This window comes from Loktanella sp. 3ANDIMAR09, from assembly GCF_001420005.1.
GTDB lineage: Bacteria > Pseudomonadota > Alphaproteobacteria > Rhodobacterales > Rhodobacteraceae > Loktanella.
On sequence record NZ_LJAK01000003.1, the window covers coordinates 146,076 to 164,423 of the forward strand.

Genomic DNA, 18,348 nt, shown 5'->3' on the forward strand with positions numbered 1-18,348 from the left:
ATGCCATCGTTTTCCTGAATGGAGGACCACATGGCTGACCATATTCTTGTTTTCGATGTGAATGAGACCTTGCTGGACCTGACGACGCTGGAACCGCTGTTTGCGCGGCTGTTCGGTGATCGCGCGATGATGCGGCAATGGTTTGCGAATCTTATCCTGTATTCAGAGGCGATGACCCTGTCGGGTGAATATGCGCCCTTTGGCACATTGGCCCAAGGCACCTTGCGCATGATGGGCGAAACGCAAGGGGTGACTGTCGGTGATGCCGATACGGCGGAATTGGTGCATCTGCTGACCAACATGCCGGCCTGCGATGACGTGATTCCGGCGTTGACCCGGTTGCAAGAGGCCGGCGTGCGCATGGTGACGCTGACGAATTCGCCCCCCACCGCCAGTCCGACCCCCATGGAAAAGGCCGGGATCGCCCATTTTTTCGAGGCGCATTACAGCGTCCAGAGCGTCGGAAAATTCAAACCGCATCCCGATTGCTACCGGCTTGTGTCCGAATCGCTGGGCGTGCACATCGCCTCTTTGTGTCTGGTTGCCGCACATCTGTGGGACACCATGGGCGCACAGGGGGCCGGGGCCAGCGGTGCATTCATCACGCGCGCGGGCAACGCGATGCTGCCATCGGACGGCATCGCGCAACCGACCTATGTGGCCCCTGACCTTGGTGCATTCGCGGACCAGTGGCTGGCCCTGCAGGACATCGTCTAGCGGGCCAGATAGGCGTCAATCGTGGCCGCGGCACCGTCGTCCCAAAGCTGATTGAGCCAGCTGCCAAAGGCATCTGCGAACAGCGGATCGTTGCACAGATTGCCATAGAGCAAGTCCTGCGCCAACCAGATGTGCGGATCGTGGCGGGCGGCCTGGGATGCATCGACCAGACTGTCCCACAGCGGATCGTTGGGGGCGATCTGGCTGCCGTCTTCGCGGGTGCCCGCGCACATGCGTGCCCACAATGCCTCGGTCAGGGCCAGGCCCTGGATGTCTCCACCTGCTGCCAGCGCGTCGCGCAGGGTCGGCAGGACGAAACCGGGGTGACGCGATGATCCGTCAAAGGCCACGCGCCGCGTCGTGTCACGAATCCTGGGGTTCGCGAACCGCGTTTCGATGAGCGCGAGATATTGCGCGGCAGGCATGCCGTCGACGGCATCGACATAGGGGATGATCCCCGTGGTCTGCACCTTGCGAAAGAAGGCGGCGATCCGCGGATCGTCCATGCAATCCGCGATGGTCTGGTGACCGATGATTTCGCCGACGTTCGCCAGCACCTGATGGCCCGCGTTCAGGATGCGGATTTTCATGCTTTCATAAGGATGCACGTTGTCGGTCATCGTGGCACCGGCGGCGGCCCAGTCGGGGCGGCCCGCACAAAAATGATCCTCGATCACCCATTGGCGGAAATTTTCGTGGGTGACGGGGGCTGCGTCGTCAATCCCGAGATCCTGCACGATGCTGCGCTCGGCCTCTCCGGTGGCGGGGACGATGCAATCGACCATCGCATCGGGAAACGCGCCCTGTGTGTCGATCCAGTCTGCAAGGTCGGGGTCCGACAACCGGGCCAGGCCCACAATGGTTTGCCGCAGGATCGCGCCGTTGCCTTGCAGGTTGTCGCAGCACATCGCGGTAAAGGGCGGATGCCCTGCCGTGCGGCGCGCCCGCAGTGCTGCCACCATCGCACCAAATGCGGTGCGGGGCGTCGCAGGATGGGCGGCATCGTGTTTCAGGTCGGCATGGTCGGTGTCCAGCCCGCCGTCCGCACGACGGTAATATCCGCCTTCGGTCACGGTCAGGGACACGATCCGGATCGCCGGATCGGACATGGTGGCAATCAGTTGCGCGTTGTCCGCCTCGATCGGCAAAAAATCGATCATTGCGCCTGTCACCTCGGCAGATATCCCGGCGGGGTCCAGTTCGATCAGCGTATTGAGGCAGTCCTGCGCCAGCAGGCGGTCGCGCATCGTCGCATCACCCGGACGCACACCCGCGCCGATGATCGCCCAGTCATGGGCCTGCCCCTGTTGCATCAGTCGGTGCAGATACCATGCCTGATGGGCGCGGTGAAAATTGCCCAGACCGATATGAACGATGCCCTGAGTCAGGGCGGCGCGGTCGTAGGTCGGGCGTGCAATGGCCTGTGGCAGGTCGGCCAGCGTCGCATTGCTCAGTTTCATGGCGCGGTGTCCTTGTGCGTCTTTCATCAGCTCATCCAGTTTCCGCCGTCGACGTTATACGTCTGGGCGACGATGTATTCTGCCTCGGCACTCGCGAGAAAGATCGCCATGCCGGTCAGGTCGCAGGCAGTGCCCATACGGCCAAAGGGGACGGCATCGCCGACCTCTTTTTTCTTTTGTCCGGGGGCCTTGTTTTCATATTTGGCAAAGAACGCATCGACGCCGTCCCAATGTTCGCCATCGACGACTCCGGGGGCGATGGCGTTCACGTTGATGCCGTGCTGGATCAGGTTCAGGCCAGCCGATTGCGTCAGACTGATAACGGCGGCCTTGGTCGCGCAATAGACAGCGACAAGGGATTCGCCACGCCGCCCGGCCTGTGACGCCATGTTGATGATCCTGCCGCGAATGCCACGGTCGATCATGTGACGCGCGACAGCCTGCATGGTAAACAGGCAACCGCTGACATTGATCGCAAAGGCGCGGTCATAATCGGCGCGGGTGATCTCGGTGATCGGGGCGGCTGTGAAAATGGCGGCGTTGTTGATGAGAATGTCGATCCGGCCCAGCCTTTGCACGGCGTCTGCCACGCCTGCATCGATGCTGGCCTGATCGGACACGTCCAGTTTCACGGCAATGGCGGCGTCACCGATCTGGTCCGCCGCTGCCTGCGCACGGTCTAGGTCGATGTCGGCAATTGCGACGCGCGCGCCCTCTGCCACGTAGGCCTGCGCAAAGGCCAGTCCGATGCCGCGGGCGGCACCGGTGATCAGCGCCGTTTTTCCGTCCAGCCGGTTCATGCGATCCGCAGCCCCGCTTTGTCAAAGCGGTGGAATTCGTCCATGCGGGGCGACAGGTGGATGGTGTCGCCATGCCGCAGGCTGACGTCACCGATGGCGCGGACGGTCATGGTTTCGGCCAGCCCCGTGTTGTGGATGTGGAAAAACGTATCCGACCCAAGGTGTTCTGCCACGCCGACGGTGCCCTGCCAGACGCCGTCCGATTGCACGACGTCGATGTGTTCGGGACGAATGCCAATCGTGTGGGCGTTGTGCTTGTCCGCCTCTGGTCCTGTCAGCAGGTTCATTTTCGGCGATCCGATGAACCCCGCGACAAAGGTGTTGCGCGGCGCGCGATACAGTTCCAGCGGCGATCCGACCTGTTCGATCACACCGGCCTGCAGCACGACGATCTTGTCCGCCATGGTCATCGCCTCGACCTGGTCGTGGGTCACGTAGATCATCGTGGTATCAAGTTTCTTGTGCAGCTCAGAGATTTCCATCCGCATACCGACCCGCAGGGCGGCGTCGAGGTTGGACAGGGGTTCGTCGAACAGGAATGCCGAGGGTTCGCGCACGATGGCGCGGCCGATTGCGACACGCTGGCGCTGGCCACCCGACAACTGACCCGGGCGGCGGTCCAGATAGGCGGTCAGGTTCAGCACGGATGCCGCACCTTCGACGCGGCGGTCGATTTCGGCCGCGTCCATCTTGGCCATTTTCAGCGGAAAGGCGATGTTCTTGCGCACCGACATATGTGGGTAAAGCGCGTAGGACTGGAACACCATCGCAAGGCCGCGCTTGGCCGGCACCAGTGTTGTCGCATCCTTGCCGTCGATTTCGATGTGACCCGACGTGATGTCCTCCAGTCCCGCGATCAGACGCAGCAGGGTGGATTTACCGCAGCCCGACGGGCCGACGAACACCGTGAATTCCCCGTCGTGGATCGTCAGGTCCAGTGGCGGAATGACCTCGGCGTCGCCAAAGCGTTTCGTCACTTGCTTGAGTTCGATTTTTCCCATGGGTCCGGGTCCTTATTTCACTGCGCCGAATGTCAGGCCGCGCACAAGTTGTTTCTGGCTGAACCAGCCAAGGATGAGGATCGGCGCGATGGCCATTGTCGAGGCCGCGCTGAGTTTCGCGTAGAACAGACCCTCTGGGCTGGAATAGCTGGCGATAAAGGCTGTCAGCGGGGCTGCCTTGGCCGCCGTCAGGTTGAGGGTCCAGAACGCCTCGTTCCAGGCAAGGATGAAGTTCAGCAACAGGGTCGATGCAATGCCGGGGATCGCCATGGGCGTCAGCACATACAGGATTTCCTCCTTGAGGCTGGCGCCGTCCATGCGGGCAGCCTCGAGGATCTCGCCGGGGATTTCCTTGAAATAGGTATAAAGCATCCAGACGATGATCGGCAGGTTGATCAGCATGAGGATGACCACCAGCGCGATGCGGCTGTCCAGCAATCCCAGTTCGATGCAGATCAGGTAGATCGGATACAGCACCCCCACGGCCGGCAACATCTTGGTCGAGAGCATCCAGAGCAGGATGTCCTTGGTGCGGCGGCTGGGCACGAATGCCATCGACCATGCGGCCGGCACCGCGATCAGCACACCCAGAACGGTGGACCCGCCTGCGATGATGACCGAATTCCACAGGAAACGCATGTAGTTGGACCGTTCCTGCACGACCGCATAGTTTTCCAGCGTCCAGTCAAAGAACAGGAACACCGGTGGATCGCTGATCGCCTGCGCCTCTGTCTTGAAGCTGGTCAGGATGGTCCAGAGGATCGGAAAGAAGATCGTGAAGCCGATGGCCCAGGCCGCGGCTGTGGTGATGATCTTGCGGCGGGTTGTGGTCGCGCGTGCCATGCTCTGATCCTCCCTTATGTATCGAGGTTCTTGCCGACGATGCGCATCAGAAAGATCGCAACGATATTGGCAAGGATGATGGCATAGACACCGCCTGCGGACCCCAGGCCCACGTTCTGGCTTTCCAGCACGCGCTGAAAGATGAGGTAGGTCAGTGTCCGGGACCCAAAGGCACCGCCGGTGGTGACAAAGATTTCCGCAAAGACGGACAGCAGGAAAATCGTCTGGATCAGGATCACGATGGTCACCGCACGGCTGAGGTGCGGCAGCACGATATGGCCAAAACGCGCCAGCGGCGACGCGCCGTCCATTTCGGCCGCCTCCAGCTGTTCACTGTCCAGCGATTGAATGGCGGTCAACAAAATGAGGGTGGCAAAGGGCAGCCACTGCCAGCTGACGATCAGGATGATCGAGGGCAGGGACGCCTCGCTGAGCCATGACACGGGTTCAGCGCCAAACAGTCGCCACAGGTGCGAAAACAACCCGTTGTTGGCGTCCATGAACATGTTTTTCCAGACCAGTGCGGACACGGTCGGCATGACGAAAAACGGTGCGATGACAAGGATGCGGACAATGCCTTGCCCCCACATCGGCTGGTCCAGCAACATCGCCAGCAGGATGCCCAGGCAGACGGTGATGACCAGAACACCGCCCACGATGATCAGCGTGGTGATGACCGACGGCCAGAAGGCGCTGGATGACACAAACCGCACGTAGTTTTCGAAACCGACCCATTCGAGGCCGTTTTCCCAGCGGTCGCCACGCAGCGGCAGAAATTTCTTGAACGAAAAGAACAGGGTCAGGACGAGGGGGATCAGCATCCAGCCCAGTAGCAGGATCACTGCGGGTGCCATCATCATCCTAGCTGCAGAGCGGGAAGCCTTGGTCGCCATGAACACGTCTCCTTTGGCGGTGGTCATGAACCATCACCGGTGAGGCCAGAAAAACAATCGGGAAAAGGGTGGCCAGGGGGCAGCGGATGCTGCCCCCTGACGGGGAGGGGTGCCTTAGTAGCCTGCGGCTTCCATGGCTTCGGTCGTGATGTCCTGCGCCTTGGCGAGGGCCTCTTCGACGGTCTGCTGACCTGCATAGGCAGCCGAGAATTCCTGGCTTACCTCGGATGCGATACCCGCAAATTCCGGGATCGCCGCGAACTGCACGCCGACATAGGGAACCGGGTCAACCGTGGGGTTCTGCGGATCGGCTGACAGGATCGAATCCAGCGTCATCTGTGCGAACGGCACGTCCTGATAGTTGGGGTTTTCGTACAGCGAGGTCCGTGCACCCGGCGGGACGTTGGCCCAGCCTTCGTTGGCGGCAACCAGCTCGATATAGTCCTTGGACGTGGCCCACTCGATGAATTGCAGGGCTTCTGCCTGCTGCTGCGTGCCGGCGGGGATCGCCAGTGCCCAGGCCCAGAGCCAGTTGGACCGCTTGCCCAGACCGGTATCGGGTGCCAGCGCAAAACCAACGCTGTCAGCCACGGTGCTGTCGTTGGGGTTGGTCACAAAGGACGCCGCCACGGTGGCGTCGATCCACATGCCGCAGTTGCCCTGCTGGAACAGGCTCAGGTTTTCGTTGAACCCGTTGGTGGCATAACCGGCGGGGCCGGATGCATCCATCATGTCCTTGAAGAAGTTGACGGTGTTCGCCCATGCTTCGGTGTCGAACTGTGCGTTCCACTCTTCGTCGAACCAGCGCGCGCCGAACGAGTTGGACATGGCGGTGATGAACGCGCCGCCCTCGCCCCAGCCGGCCTTGCCGCGCAGGCATATGCCGTTGATGTCGTTGTCACGGTCCGTCATGGCCGCGGCTGCGTCGCGGATGAAGTCCCAGGTGGGTGCCTCTGGCATGTCCAGGCCAGCGGCTTCCATCAGGTCGGTGCGATACATGATCATCGACGATTCGCCGTAGAACGGTGCCGCATAGAGCGTGCCGTCATGGCTCAGGCCACCGGCCATCGCGGGCAGGATGTCATCTGCGTCATAATCGTCGGACAAGTTGTCCAGCGGGACCAGCCAGCCGTTGCTGCCCCAGATCGGAGTTTCGTACATGCCGATGGTCATGATGTCGAACTGACCGCCATTGGTGGTGATGTCAGTGGTGACGCGCTGACGCAGAACGTTTTCCTCGAGCGTGACCCATTCGACATTGATGCCGGTCTGTTCGGTGAACTGATCGGTATAGCCCTGCATCCGGATCATGTCGCCGTTGTTGACGGTCGCGATCGTGATGGTGGGCGAGTGTGCTTCGGCGTAGGCGCCGCCGGCTGTGACCAGCGCGAGCGCCGTCGCAGCACTCAGAGTGCTCTTCAGTGACATCAGGTATCCTCCCTAGATCGATGTTCTGAGGGTGAGCATAGGGATGAAGGCTACGCGGCGTCAATAAAAAATTTACGCGCGTAAATTAGCGGTGTCAGGCCGAGTCGCGCAGGATCAGACGGCCCTCGATTCGCGTGCTTTGCCAACGCTCTGCGTTGCCTTCAATCGCGGCGAACAGGGTGTCTGCGGCGTGTTTGGACACGGCGTCATAATCGTGGGAAATCGTCGTCAATGGTGGGCAGGTGTAGCGCGAATGGGGGTGTCCGTCCTGTCCGGCGATTCGCACCGTGCTGCCGTCGCCACGACCAACAGTAATTCCGCGCTCGTAGCTGGCGGTCAGCAGGCCGATGGCCAGACGGTCGTTGCTGCACAGGATCGTATTGGTGGGAAACAGGTTCCTGGCAAAGGCGTCATGGCCACCGACCCGCCCGATTTCCTCAAAACCCCAACCTTCGCCCGCGACGGATATGACGTGCGGGCTGTGGCCGAACTTTTCCATTGCGGCCAGATAGGCGTGTCTGCGGCGATGCGCATTCGGGTTTGCGGGGTTTTTCATCTCGAAAAAGCAGGGCGGTTCACCCGTGCGGCACAGGTAATCGGTGATATGCGCGGTGAATTGCTGGTTGTCAGACCCGACAAAGGCGATGCCCAGTTCGGCAACGCTGCTGTCGAAAATCAGCGTCGGCACATCTTCACAGAACTTGGCCAGGACGTCGGTGTCGCTGGCCCGACCCAGCGGCGCCAGCAACACGCCCGCCGGTTTCAGCGCCCGCAAGTTGTTAAGAACGGCGACCTCTTGTTCGGGGTCGCCATGGGCGCTGAACAATGTCGGTGAATATCCGGCGACAATGCAGCGTTGTTCCAGATTCCGTGCGATTTCCGCGAAATAGGGGTCAGCTAGCAGGGGCACCACGATGCCGACATTCTTGGTCAGCTTGCGGTTCTGGTTCATGGCAAAGATGTTCGGCCGGTAATCATATTGTTCGATCGCGGCTTCGATCCGGGCGCGGGTGGACTGGCGCACGCTGTCAGGGTTGTGGAAATACTTTGATACGGTCGGGCGAGATATGCCGCTGACGGCAGCAAATTCATCCATGTTGCGAATTTCGCGTGGCGGCACGTGCAGTCCTCGTCAGTACTTGGTTTCCGGCGAGTTTAACATTGGGAAGATGATATTGTCGCGCGTAAAAGTTACGCTGTGATCCGCGCGCCAAAATTTGCAAAGTTCGGCAAACCAGCAAACTTTGCGTGTCCCAAAAATGCAAAAAGGGCGACCCGCAGGCCGCCCTTCGTTCGTTTCGGTCTGTCCCGCTTATTGCGGAATTTCGCCTTCGATGCCTTCGACGTAGAAATTCATCCCCGCCAGCGTGCCGTCATCCGCAATCTCGCCTTCGGCCAGCCAGACCGATCCGTCCTGCCGGTTGATCGGGCCGGTAAAGGGATGGTAGCTGCCGTCGGCAATCGCGTCGCGCATGGCTTCGGCGGATGCCTTGACCTCTGCGGGGACCGCGTCAGTGATTTCACCGATGCCGACCATGCCCGGACCGATGCCGTCCCAGGTGCTGGTCGATTCCCATGTGCCATCCATCACGGCCTGCGTGCGCGCGATGTAGTAGGGGGCCCAATCGTCGATGATCGACGACACGCGCGGCATGGGCGCGTATTCCGCCATGTCGGATGCCTGACCGAATGTATAGACGTTGCCAGCCGCCTGTGCGGCCGCCTGCGGTGCCGTGGAATCGGTGTGCTGCAACACCACGTCGGCACCCTGTTCGATCAGGACGGTTGCGGCTTCTGCCTCTTTGGCGGGGTCGAACCATGTGTAGGCCCAGACGATCTTGAACTCGACGTCGGGGTTCACTTCCTTGGCGTGCAGGTAGGCGCTGTTGATGCCGCGAATGACCTCGGGGATCGGAAAGGACGCGATGTAGCCGATGATGTTGGATTCGGTGATCTGGCCTGCGATGTGGCCCTGAATGGCGCGACCTTCGTAGAAACGCGCGCTGTAGACGCTGACGTTGTCAGCCTGCTTGTAGCCGGTTGCGTGCTCGAATTTCACGTCCGGAAATTTGGCCGCCACGTTCACGGTCGGGTCCATGAAACCGAACGAGGTGGTGAAAATCAGATCGGCGCCGTCCAGGGCCATCTGGGTGATCACACGCTCTGCATCGGGGCCTTCGGGGACGCTCTCGACGAAGACGGTTTCCACCGCGTCACCGAATTCTGCCTCGACGGCCAGACGTCCCTGATCGTGCTCGTAGGTCCAGCCGCCGTCGCCAACGGGGCCGACGTAGACGAAACCGACCTTGGTTTTTTCCGCGTGGGCTGCGGCGAATGCGCCGGTGCCCAGGGCGATGACGGCAGCCGTGCTGGCAAGTAGTGTTCTGCGTTTCATTTCATTCTCTCCTGTTGGTGCGGCCCTAGCGGGCGGCGTGGAATATCCGTCCCAGTGATCCCGGGCTCCGTCCGGCGGACATGATGACCAGAACGGCGATGGTGGCAAGATAGGGCGACATCGACAGGTACTCGACCGGGATCGCAACACCTGCCGCCTGCAAATTCAGCTGCAACACGGTGACGCCGCCGAAAAGATAGGCGCCCAGCACCAGCCGTCCTGGCCGCCAGCTGGCGAATACGACGATGGCCAGGGCGATCCAGCCCGCGCCCGCGGTCATGCCTTCGGTCCATTGCGGGACGCGCACCAGCGACAGATAGGCTCCGCCCAGACCCGCGCAGGCCCCGCCGAATGCAATCGCAAGCATCCGCGTGCGACGCACGTTGTAACCCAGCGCATGGGCGGCATCGTGGTTTTCCCCCACGGCGCGCAGCACCAGCCCGGCGCGGCTGCGAAACAGGAAAAACCAGACGGCAATGGCAATCAGCAGCCCGATATAGACCATCGGATCATGCTGGAACACGATGGGACCGATGACCGGGATATCGCCCAGAACGGGGACATGGATATCCGGAAAGGACGGTGCCTTGATCCCGATGTAGCCCTGTCCCATCAGCGCCGACAGGCCCAGGCCAAACAGCGTCAACGCAAGTCCTGTCGCCACCTGATTGGAGAGCAGATATTGCGTCAGAAATCCGAATATCTGGCTGAGGATCGCGCCGCCGATCGCGGCCCCGATGAACCCCAGCCAGGGGCTGCCAGTGGCCACGGCGACGATAAACCCTGTCACAGCCCCGGTGATCATCATGCCCTCGACGCCCAGGTTCAGGACCCCCGCGCGTTCGACCACCAGCTCGCCGATTGCGGCCAGCAGGATGGGCGTGGCCGCCACCATCAGTGACGCAAAGAACAGGATCGGATTGATCGACGACAGGTCCATCAGACGATACCTCCGTGCAGGGTCACATGAATGACGCTGGCGCTCATTGCTGCCGCGATCAACATCGTGCCGACATGACGCAATGACGGAAGGTGCAGGCGTGACAGAAACCCGCGCGCGCGAGGCGACAGACGCGCCGCCATCAGTGCGCCCCCCATCAGCAGGGCGGCCACAACAACATGCGCCGCGACAAACAGGATCGCAGCCCAGGCACCGCCCGTGCTGGCCTGGCCTGTCAACGGTCCGTGCAGCATCCACAGCATCATCGGCTCCATGAAAAAGGCCCCCATGATCCAAGGCATCACGTCACCTCCTTGCGCAGCAGCCGGATGCGATATGTGGTGAACACGTCCACGGCCAGCAGATTAAACAGCAGCATCCCCTGCAACAGGTTGATCGCTGCCGCAGGCAGACCAAGGCTCGATTGCGCGATGCCGCCCCCGATGTAGGTCAATGCCATCAGCGCGCCTGCGGCCATGATGCCGATGGGGTGCAGGCGACCAAGGAACGCTACGATGATCGCGGTGAACCCGTAGCCTACGTTGAAATCGATGCTGATCTGGCCGGCCGGGCCTGCGACCTCGAACAGGCCAGCGGCCCCGGCCAGGGCACCGGACAGCCCCATGCAGATCAGCACCATGCGCGCGGGGTTCACCCCTGCGAATTTCGCCGCGCGCGGGGCCTGTCCGGCCAGCCGCACGTGAAACCCGAACACATGACGCGACAGCGTCACATAGGCAAAGATCACGGTGATCAGCGCCGCGACCACGCCCCAGTGCATCCCGCTGCCCGATATCAGCTCAAGGTTCGCGGCAGAGGGATATTGCGACAGGTTGCGGCTTCCGGGGAACCCCATGCCTTCGGGGTTGCGCATGGCACCCAGCGCCATGGCCGCCAGCAGTTGTTCCGCCACATAGACCAGCATCAGGCTGACCAGGATTTCATTGGTGCCGAACCGCACACGCAGCAGCGCGGGGATCATCGCCCAGGCCCAGCCGCCCGACGCGCCCGCCAGCACCATCGTCGGAAAGATCAGCCAGCGTGCGTCCATGGGATACAATGCCAGCGCCACACCCGCCCCGCAGATGGCGCCGACGATGTACTGCCCTTCCGCCCCGATGTTCCACACCCCCGCGCGAAAGCCAAAGCTCAGCCCGATGGCGATCAGCACAAGCGGCGCGCCCTTGATCAGGATCTGCGGGCGGTAGAACCAGGCAAATTCCGAAAACAGCGGATCAAGAAAAATCGTGCGGATCACGGTGAAAGGGTTCTGCCCAAGGGCTGCAAACAGCAGACCGCCCAGCACCATGGTCAGCAAAACCGCCATGACCGGACTGCCCCAGGCCCACAGCCGCGACGGCGCCTCGCGTTTTTCCAGAACGATCACAGCGCAGCCTTTTGCATCATCTTGCCAAAAATACTCGCCCGCCGCAGGCGTCCCTCATTCCGCCACATGCGCGACCTCCATGTCATGGGCACCGCCCAGCATCATCCCGATCTGGTCGACCGTCAGGCCGCGGGCCGGGCGTGGCGCGCTCAGCCGGCCCTCGGTCAAGGCACAGAACCGGTCCGAAATTTCCATCAGCTCGTCCAGATCCTGAGAGATCACGACCACGGCAGCCCCTTCATCCGCCAGGGTCAGCAGCGCCTGCCGGATGGCCGCGGCTGCCGCCGCATCAACGCCCCAGGTCGGCTGGTTGACGACCAGCACACGGGGGGCTTGCATGATCTCGCGGCCGATCACGAATTTCTGCAGGTTGCCACCCGACAGCGAGGCCGCCGTGTGCTGCGGTCCGGGCGTGCGGACATCGAATTGCGCAATGACTGCACTGGCAAAGGCACGTGCCTTGGACCAGTCCACAAATCCGTTTTGCGTCAGTGATTTGCGGGTAATGGCCGTGACGGCCGCATTTTCTGTCAGGCTCATCTCCGGTGCCGCCGCATGGCCCAACCGTTCCTCGGGCGCGCAGAGCAATCCCAGTGCGCGGCGTGCATTCACCGGGCTGCGCCCCACCGGTTTGCCATCCAGCAAGACGGCGTCGTTGTCGCTCGGCGTCTCGCCGGACAGCACGGCCACCAGCTCATCCTGGCCGTTCCCGGCCACGCCACCGATGCCCAGCACCTCGCCCGCGCGTACGGCGATGCGGATGTCGCGCAGCGCCGTGCCGAACCGATGCGGTGCGGGGGCTGACAATCCTGTCAGTTCCAGCGCCATGGTTCCTTCCGGTCGGGCGGCGCGCACGGGCGATTGCAGGACCTGACCCACCATCAGTTCGGCCATCTCGCGCGGCGCCGTGGTGCGGGGATCGCAGGTCGCCACGACCTGACCCAGCCGCAGGATCGTCGCAGCCTCGCACAGGGCTGCGATTTCCGACAGCTTGTGACTGATATACAGGATCGACGTCCCCTCGGCGGCCAGTTTGCGCAGGGTCTTGAACAGGATCTCGACCTCCTGCGGTGTCAGCACCGAGGTCGGTTCATCCATGATCAGCAGCTTGGGGTTCTGAAGAAGGCAGCGGATGATCTCGACCCGCTGGCGCTCACCCGCGGACAGATCGCCCACGATCTGGTCGGGGTCCAGCGGCAGACCATATTGGTCCGACACGCGCCGCACCTCGGCCGCGATGGCGCGGGGGCTGGGCGGATTGTCCATGCCCAGAACGATGTTTTCCGCGACCGTCAGCGCGTCGAACAATGAAAAGTGCTGGAACACCATGCCCACACCGGCCTTGCGTGCCGCAGCGGGGTCCGCCGGCACAAAGGGTGCGCCGCGCATGCTCATCGTCCCGCTGTCGGGTTTGACCAGACCGTAGATAGTCTTCACGAGGGTGGACTTGCCTGCGCCATTCTCGCCCAGCAAGGCGTGGATTTCACCCACGCCCACGGAAAACGACACGTCCCTGTTTGCGACCACGCTGCCATAGGCCTTGGTCAGGCCCGCGATGTTCAGCAGCGTATCTCTCATGCGCGGCGGTCCTGTCTTGCGGCGGTCTGTCGCATCATCGCGGATGCGACACCAATGGCAATGGCCTGCGGATGTTTTCCCAGCCCCGGATCGCCGATTGGACAGGCGATGCGTGCAATTTGTGCAGGCGCATGACCCAGGGATTGCAAGCGCCCCCGAAACCGTGCCCATTTCGTGGCCGATCCGATCAGCCCCACCGTCGTAAAGCGCCGCGACAGGATGGCATGGCACAAATCCAGATCGATCCTGTGCGAATAGGTCACGATCAAATGATGGGCCTCATCGGGCGCATGGGCCACGGCCCGTACCATGTCTGCGGCCACCAGCGGGGTCACATGCGATGGCATCATCGGGGGCATCCGGTCGGCCGCGTCGTCGATCAACGTCACGGACCACTCCGGCAGCGGGGCCATCGTGGCCGCAATGGCGCGACCGACATGCCCTGCACCCCAGATCCACAAGGGTGCGCCATTGGGTGGCTCCAGCCGGTCCGCCACATCATACGCAAGGGTCACGGATCCGCCGCAGCATTGCCCCAGCGCAGGCCCCAGCGGCACGGTCTGGCGGCTCTGCGCCAGGCCGTCACGCAGCATCGCACGGGCGTGGGCGATGGCCTCCCATTCCAGGGCACCGCCACCAATGGTGCCTTCGGTGCGGTCCGGCCAGACCAGCATGGCCGTGCCTGCCTCACGGGGCACCGACCCTGCGGTCTGGCGCACGATGATGCGGATTGCCGTCATCGCTGACCCTTGGCGCGCAGGGTCGCTGCCAGAACCTGTTCGGCGGTCGCGGGGGCTTGCAGGTCCGGCCAATGCGGCCCGCAGGACGCCACCGCATCCACGAGTGCGGCAAAGTTCGACACGCCCAGCATGAACGGCGGCTCGCCCACGGCCTTGGACCGGTAGATTGTCGCGGCGGGGTTCGGCTGGTCCCACAGGTCCACGTTGAACACCGGCGGGCGATCTGAACAGGCCGGGATCTTGTAGGTGCTGGGTGCATGGGTCCTGAGCGTGCCCGCCGCGTCCCAGACCAGTTCCTCCATGGTCAGCCAGCCCGCACCCTGCACATAGCCGCCCTCGACCTGTCCGATATCAAGGGCAGGGTTCAGCGAGGCACCGGCGTCATGCAGCACATCCGTGCGCAAGATGCGGTTTTCGCCGGTCAGGGTATCGACCACCACCTCGGTGATTGCACAGCCCTGGGCAAAATAGAAAAACGGACGTCCCTGTCCGGCGATCCGGTCCCAGGCCAGGTCCGGTGTCTTGTAAAATCCGGTGGCCGACAAGCTGACCCGGTTCTGATAGGCGGTCAGGGCCGCTTGCGCAAAAGTCATGGACTCGCCTGCGACCGTCACTGTGTTATCCCCGAACACCACCGTCTGTGGTGCGACCTGGTGCAGCGCGGCCAGACAATCCGCAATCCGGTCCCGGATCGTGTCACAGGCGATCGCCACAGCCATGCCGTTCAGATCAGCCCCGGACGAGGCTGCGGTCGCGCTCGTGTTGGGCACCTTGTCGGTATCGGTCGCGGTGATCTTGATCGCACCCACATCCACGCCGAAACGAGACGCCGCAACCTGCGCGACCTTCTGGAACAACCCCTGTCCCATCTCGGTGCCGCCGTGGTTCAGGTGGATCGACCCGTCCTGATACACATGCACCAGCGCACCAGCCTGATTGAGGTGCGTCAGCGTGAACGAAATCCCGAACTTGACCGGGGCAAATCCGATGCCGCGTTTCAACACGGGCGATCCTGCGTTCCAATCCGCAATCGCCGCACGCCGGGCGGCATAATCTGCCTTATCCAGCAGCCGGTCGGTCATCTCGTGCAGAATGAAGTCTTCGACCGCCATGCCGTAGGGCGTGGTATTCACATCGCCAGCCACGACCGCGTGCCGATCGTCCGCCACGGTCTGTGATCCGCGCGATGCAAGGTCCGCATGCATCATCTTGCCGGAAATACTCTCGGGGGGGGCCGCAGGCCGGGGGGCAGACAGCCCCCCTGCGACATCGCCCATCGCGCGGTAGTAGTTGACCCGGCGCACCGCGACAGGGTCCAGCCCAAGGGTCTGTGCGACGTGGTCCATCACCCGCTCGATCCCCACGACGCCCTGCGGCCCACCGAACCCGCGAAAGGCGGTGGCACTTTGCGTGTTGGTTTTCAGCCGGTGTGACGTGATCCGGCAGGCGTCCAGCAAATAGGCGTTGTCGGCATGCAGCATCGCGCGGTCGGCCACGGGCAACGACAGATCCATCGCCCAGCCACAACGCGCATAATGCGTGAAATCCACAGCCTGCAGTCGGCCACCTGCGTCAAATCCCACGTCGTAGTCGATGGTGAAATCATGCCGTTTCCCGGTGATGACCATGTCATCGTCGCGGTCATAGCGCATCTTGCACGGACGCCGCGTGACAGCGGCGGCCACAGCGCAAGCCACGGCCAGCGCATTGCCCTGGCTTTCCTTGCCGCCGAAACCGCCGCCCATCCGGCGCACGGCCACGCGGACCGCGTGCATGGGCACGCCCAGTGCCTCTGCGACCTTGTGCTGGATTTCGGTGGGATGCTGGGTGCTGGAATGCACCAGCATGTCGCCCGCCTCTTGCGGGATGGCGAGGGCGGATTGCCCTTCGAGGTAGAAATGTTCCTGCCCGCCCATGGTGATCCGGCCTTGCAGGCGGTGGGGCGCTTTGGACAGGGCGGCGTCGGGGTCGCCCTTTGTCCAGACGCGCGGTCCATCCTCGAACCGGCTGTCGGCGGCGAGGGCCTGTTCCACCGTCAGGATCGGGTCCTGTGCGTCATAGGTGATCCGCGCCAGCGCCGCGGCACGGCGGGCCTGACCATGGCTATCTGCGATCACCAGGAACACGGGCTGGCCCGCATAATGCACGGTGCCGTCGGAGAGCAGCGGCTCGTCATGGTTGGACGGGCTGACGTCGCAGGCGCGCGCCAGATCGTCCGCTGTCATCACCATGACCACGCCCGGTGCCGCGCGCACGGCGTCAAGGTCCATCGCCGTGATCGTGCCGCGCGCGCAGGTCGACAGGCCAAAGGCCAGCGACAGCGTGTTCGCGGGTGTCGGGATATCATCCACATAGCGGGCGGCCCCTGTCACATGCAGGGCCGCGGCGTCATGGGGCAGGGGTTTCGCGACACTCATGCTGTCACCGCATGCAGGCTGGTGGCCTGTCCCGCGAGGTCGGCGTGGTAGCGACGCAGAAGGTTCTGGGCCGTTTGCAGGCGATAGGCCGCACTGGCGCGCATATCCGACAACGGCTGGAAATCATCGGCAAAGGCGGGCAGGGCGGCCTCCACGGTTGCGATGGTCCAGGGCTGCCCGATCAAACCCGCCTCGACCGCCCCGGCGCGCATCGGTGTGCCGGCCATGCCGCCAAAGGCAATCCGCGCGGTCGTCACGACGCCATCCGCGATATCCAGATCGAACGCCCCGCAGACCGCCGAGATATCCTGATCAAAGCGTTTGGAGATCTTGTAGACGCGGTGGTTCGCGCGGCCCTTGGGGATCGTGACGCCGGTGACGAATTCGCCCGGCGCGCGGTCCTGCTTGCCGTAGCTGAGAAAGAAGTCCTGCAGCGGCATGTCGCGCGTCGCCTCCCCGCAGCGCAGGTGCAGCACAGCCCCCAGGGCAATCAGCGCGGGCGGATTGTCCCCGATGGGAGAGCCGTTGGCGATATTGCCGCCGATGGTCGCGGCATTGCGCACCTGGACCGAGCCATAGCGCCGGATCATCGCGGCATAAGATGGATAATGCGGTGCGATGGCGTCCAGCACGCGGGTCATGGTGACGCCCGCACCAAGATGGATCGCATCGTCGGTCTGGGTGATCTGTTGCAGGTCGGCGCAGCGGTTCAGAAACGCCACCTCGCCCAGATCGCGGAACTGTTTGGTGACCCAGAGGCCCACGTCCGTGGCCCCTGCGATCAGCGTGCCGTCCGGGTGCGCCTGATACCAGGCGGCCAGCGCATCGGCGCTGTCCGGTGCAAATGGGGCCGCGGCGGTTACGGGTGCGTCGTGCATCCAGACCGGGACTTCTGCGGATGCGGTCGCCTCGGCCGCGCGAATGATGGGGGCGTAGCCGGTGCAGCGGCACAGATTGCCGGATAATTGGTCGTCATGATCGGTGCGGCCGTTCAGATGTGCGGTCGCCATGCTGACCACGAAGCCCGGCGTGCAGAACCCGCACTGGCTGCCGTGGTGATCGATCATGGCCTGCTGCGCGGGATGCAATGTGCCGTCAGGACCTGCGATCCCTTCGACCGTGCGGATCGATTTGCCCGCCAGTTGCGGCATGAACAGGATGCAGGCGTTCAGCGCCCGGGCCCCCTGATCGTCGGTGACCATGACGGTGCAGGCCCCGCAGTCACCTTCGTTGCAGCCTTCCTTGGTGCCGGTCAGTCCGCGATTTTCGCGGAGCCAATCCAGCAGGGTGCGCGTGGCTGTCGTGTCGGCAGTGACGACCTCGCCGTTGAGGCGAAAGGTGATGTCCATGAATATTGTCCGCCGCGATACCGGATGTGCAGGAACGGGCGCGTCGATGCGGCGTAGACGCGGCCCGGTGAACAGAAAACCGGATCGGGCTGCATTTGGCAAGTGCGGAGGGGGCGCTGCCCCCGGCTGCGCCTCCCCCGGAGTATTTTTGGCAAGATGATACGGCACCATGGCGCAGGAAGCAGCAGGATGCGAATATGCGCGGCAGAGGAGTTTGCGATGACGGGTTTCAGGATTTCGGCGCTGCATCATGTCCAACTGGCCATGCCAGAAGGGGCAGAGGATATGGCGCGTGCGTTTTATGTGGGGCGGTTGGGGCTGACCGAGGTGGCAAAGCCTGCCGCCCTTGCCGGGCGGGGCGGCGTCTGGTTCGCGGGTGGCACGCTGTCGCTGCACCTGG

Annotated in this window: 16 protein-coding genes; 1 reads left to right on the top strand and 15 read right to left on the bottom strand. The window is 63.1% G+C overall.

What is annotated here, in order from left to right:
* Positions 1-30: 30 nt before the first annotated feature.
* Positions 31-717, top strand: coding sequence for a haloacid dehalogenase type II (locus tag AN189_RS06050; RefSeq protein ID WP_253279563.1), 687 nt, complete (start codon positions 31-33; stop codon positions 715-717).
* Here AN189_RS06050 and AN189_RS06055 read toward each other — a convergent pair.
* The 15 genes from AN189_RS06055 to xdhA form a co-directional block, all read right to left on the bottom strand.
* Positions 714-2,204, bottom strand: a complete 1,491-nt coding sequence (locus AN189_RS06055; protein WP_253279564.1) for a mannitol dehydrogenase family protein — start codon at positions 2,202-2,204, stop codon at positions 714-716. The genes AN189_RS06050 and AN189_RS06055 overlap by 4 nt on opposite strands.
* Complete coding sequence (locus AN189_RS06060; RefSeq protein WP_056032627.1) at positions 2,204-2,977, bottom strand: L-iditol 2-dehydrogenase; 774 nt, start codon at positions 2,975-2,977, stop codon at positions 2,204-2,206. Before AN189_RS06060 ends, AN189_RS06055 begins: the two co-directional genes overlap by 1 nt.
* On the bottom strand, positions 2,974-3,978 hold the full coding sequence (locus AN189_RS06065) for an ABC transporter ATP-binding protein (protein WP_056032630.1): 1,005 nt from the start codon (positions 3,976-3,978) through the stop codon (positions 2,974-2,976). The genes AN189_RS06060 and AN189_RS06065 overlap by 4 nt, the downstream gene beginning before the upstream one ends.
* Positions 3,979-3,990: 12 nt before the next feature.
* Positions 3,991-4,821, bottom strand: coding sequence for a carbohydrate ABC transporter permease (locus AN189_RS06070; protein WP_056032635.1), 831 nt, complete (start codon positions 4,819-4,821; stop codon positions 3,991-3,993).
* 14 nt (positions 4,822-4,835) lie between these two features.
* The gene (locus AN189_RS06075; protein ID WP_056033239.1) at positions 4,836-5,714 is read right to left on the bottom strand and encodes a carbohydrate ABC transporter permease; all 879 of its coding nucleotides are present in this window, start codon (positions 5,712-5,714) and stop codon (positions 4,836-4,838) included.
* A 114-nt stretch (positions 5,715-5,828) separates the two neighbouring features.
* Positions 5,829-7,142, bottom strand: a complete 1,314-nt coding sequence (locus AN189_RS06080) for a sugar ABC transporter substrate-binding protein (RefSeq protein WP_056032638.1) — start codon at positions 7,140-7,142, stop codon at positions 5,829-5,831.
* Positions 7,143-7,236: 94 nt separating this feature from the next.
* Positions 7,237-8,262 (bottom strand): LacI family DNA-binding transcriptional regulator, encoded by a 1,026-nt coding sequence (locus AN189_RS06085; RefSeq protein ID WP_172794860.1) that lies wholly within the window; start codon positions 8,260-8,262, stop codon positions 7,237-7,239.
* A 192-nt stretch (positions 8,263-8,454) separates the two neighbouring features.
* Entirely contained in the window at positions 8,455-9,537 is a 1,083-nt protein-coding gene (locus tag AN189_RS06090; protein ID WP_056032643.1) for a BMP family ABC transporter substrate-binding protein, read from the bottom strand.
* A 25-nt stretch (positions 9,538-9,562) separates the two neighbouring features.
* On the bottom strand, positions 9,563-10,477 hold the full coding sequence (locus AN189_RS06095; RefSeq protein ID WP_056032647.1) for an ABC transporter permease: 915 nt from the start codon (positions 10,475-10,477) through the stop codon (positions 9,563-9,565).
* On the bottom strand, positions 10,477-10,782 hold the full coding sequence (locus tag AN189_RS06100; protein ID WP_172794861.1) for a hypothetical protein: 306 nt from the start codon (positions 10,780-10,782) through the stop codon (positions 10,477-10,479). Before AN189_RS06100 ends, AN189_RS06095 begins: the two co-directional genes overlap by 1 nt.
* Positions 10,779-11,864, bottom strand: a complete 1,086-nt coding sequence (locus AN189_RS06105; protein ID WP_056032653.1) for an ABC transporter permease — start codon at positions 11,862-11,864, stop codon at positions 10,779-10,781. The genes AN189_RS06100 and AN189_RS06105 overlap by 4 nt, the downstream gene beginning before the upstream one ends.
* Positions 11,865-11,918: 54 nt before the next feature.
* Positions 11,919-13,442 (bottom strand): ABC transporter ATP-binding protein, encoded by a 1,524-nt coding sequence (locus tag AN189_RS06110; RefSeq protein WP_056032656.1) that lies wholly within the window; start codon positions 13,440-13,442, stop codon positions 11,919-11,921.
* Entirely contained in the window at positions 13,439-14,182 is a 744-nt protein-coding gene (xdhC, locus tag AN189_RS06115; RefSeq protein WP_056032660.1) for a xanthine dehydrogenase accessory protein XdhC, read from the bottom strand. The genes AN189_RS06110 and xdhC overlap by 4 nt, the downstream gene beginning before the upstream one ends.
* Positions 14,179-16,599, bottom strand: coding sequence for a xanthine dehydrogenase molybdopterin binding subunit (gene xdhB / locus AN189_RS06120; RefSeq protein WP_056032663.1), 2,421 nt, complete (start codon positions 16,597-16,599; stop codon positions 14,179-14,181). Before xdhB ends, xdhC begins: the two co-directional genes overlap by 4 nt.
* The gene (gene xdhA, locus AN189_RS06125; protein WP_056032666.1) at positions 16,596-17,948 is read right to left on the bottom strand and encodes a xanthine dehydrogenase small subunit; all 1,353 of its coding nucleotides are present in this window, start codon (positions 17,946-17,948) and stop codon (positions 16,596-16,598) included. Before xdhA ends, xdhB begins: the two co-directional genes overlap by 4 nt.
* Positions 17,949-18,348 lie beyond the last annotated feature (400 nt).

Bases quoted from the DNA above. Each gene is read 5' to 3' on its own strand.
- AN189_RS06050 (WP_253279563.1), top strand. From the start codon at position 31: ATGGCTGACCATATTCTTGTTTTCGATGTGAATGAGACCTTGCTGGAC.
- AN189_RS06110 (WP_056032656.1), bottom strand. From the start codon at position 13,442: ATGAGAGATACGCTGCTGAACATCGCGGGCCTGACCAAGGCCTATGGC.
- AN189_RS06070 (WP_056032635.1), bottom strand. From the start codon at position 4,821: ATGGCACGCGCGACCACAACCCGCCGCAAGATCATCACCACAGCCGCG.
- AN189_RS06065 (WP_056032630.1), bottom strand. From the start codon at position 3,978: ATGGGAAAAATCGAACTCAAGCAAGTGACGAAACGCTTTGGCGACGCC.
- AN189_RS06055 (WP_253279564.1), bottom strand. From the start codon at position 2,204: ATGAAAGACGCACAAGGACACCGCGCCATGAAACTGAGCAATGCGACG.
- xdhC (WP_056032660.1), bottom strand. From the start codon at position 14,182: ATGACGGCAATCCGCATCATCGTGCGCCAGACCGCAGGGTCGGTGCCC.
- xdhA (WP_056032666.1), bottom strand. From the start codon at position 17,948: ATGGACATCACCTTTCGCCTCAACGGCGAGGTCGTCACTGCCGACACG.
- xdhB (WP_056032663.1), bottom strand. From the start codon at position 16,599: ATGAGTGTCGCGAAACCCCTGCCCCATGACGCCGCGGCCCTGCATGTG.
- AN189_RS06075 (WP_056033239.1), bottom strand. From the start codon at position 5,714: ATGGCGACCAAGGCTTCCCGCTCTGCAGCTAGGATGATGATGGCACCC.
- AN189_RS06080 (WP_056032638.1), bottom strand. From the start codon at position 7,142: ATGTCACTGAAGAGCACTCTGAGTGCTGCGACGGCGCTCGCGCTGGTC.
- AN189_RS06060 (WP_056032627.1), bottom strand. From the start codon at position 2,977: ATGAACCGGCTGGACGGAAAAACGGCGCTGATCACCGGTGCCGCCCGC.
- AN189_RS06090 (WP_056032643.1), bottom strand. From the start codon at position 9,537: ATGAAACGCAGAACACTACTTGCCAGCACGGCTGCCGTCATCGCCCTG.
- AN189_RS06095 (WP_056032647.1), bottom strand. From the start codon at position 10,477: ATGGACCTGTCGTCGATCAATCCGATCCTGTTCTTTGCGTCACTGATG.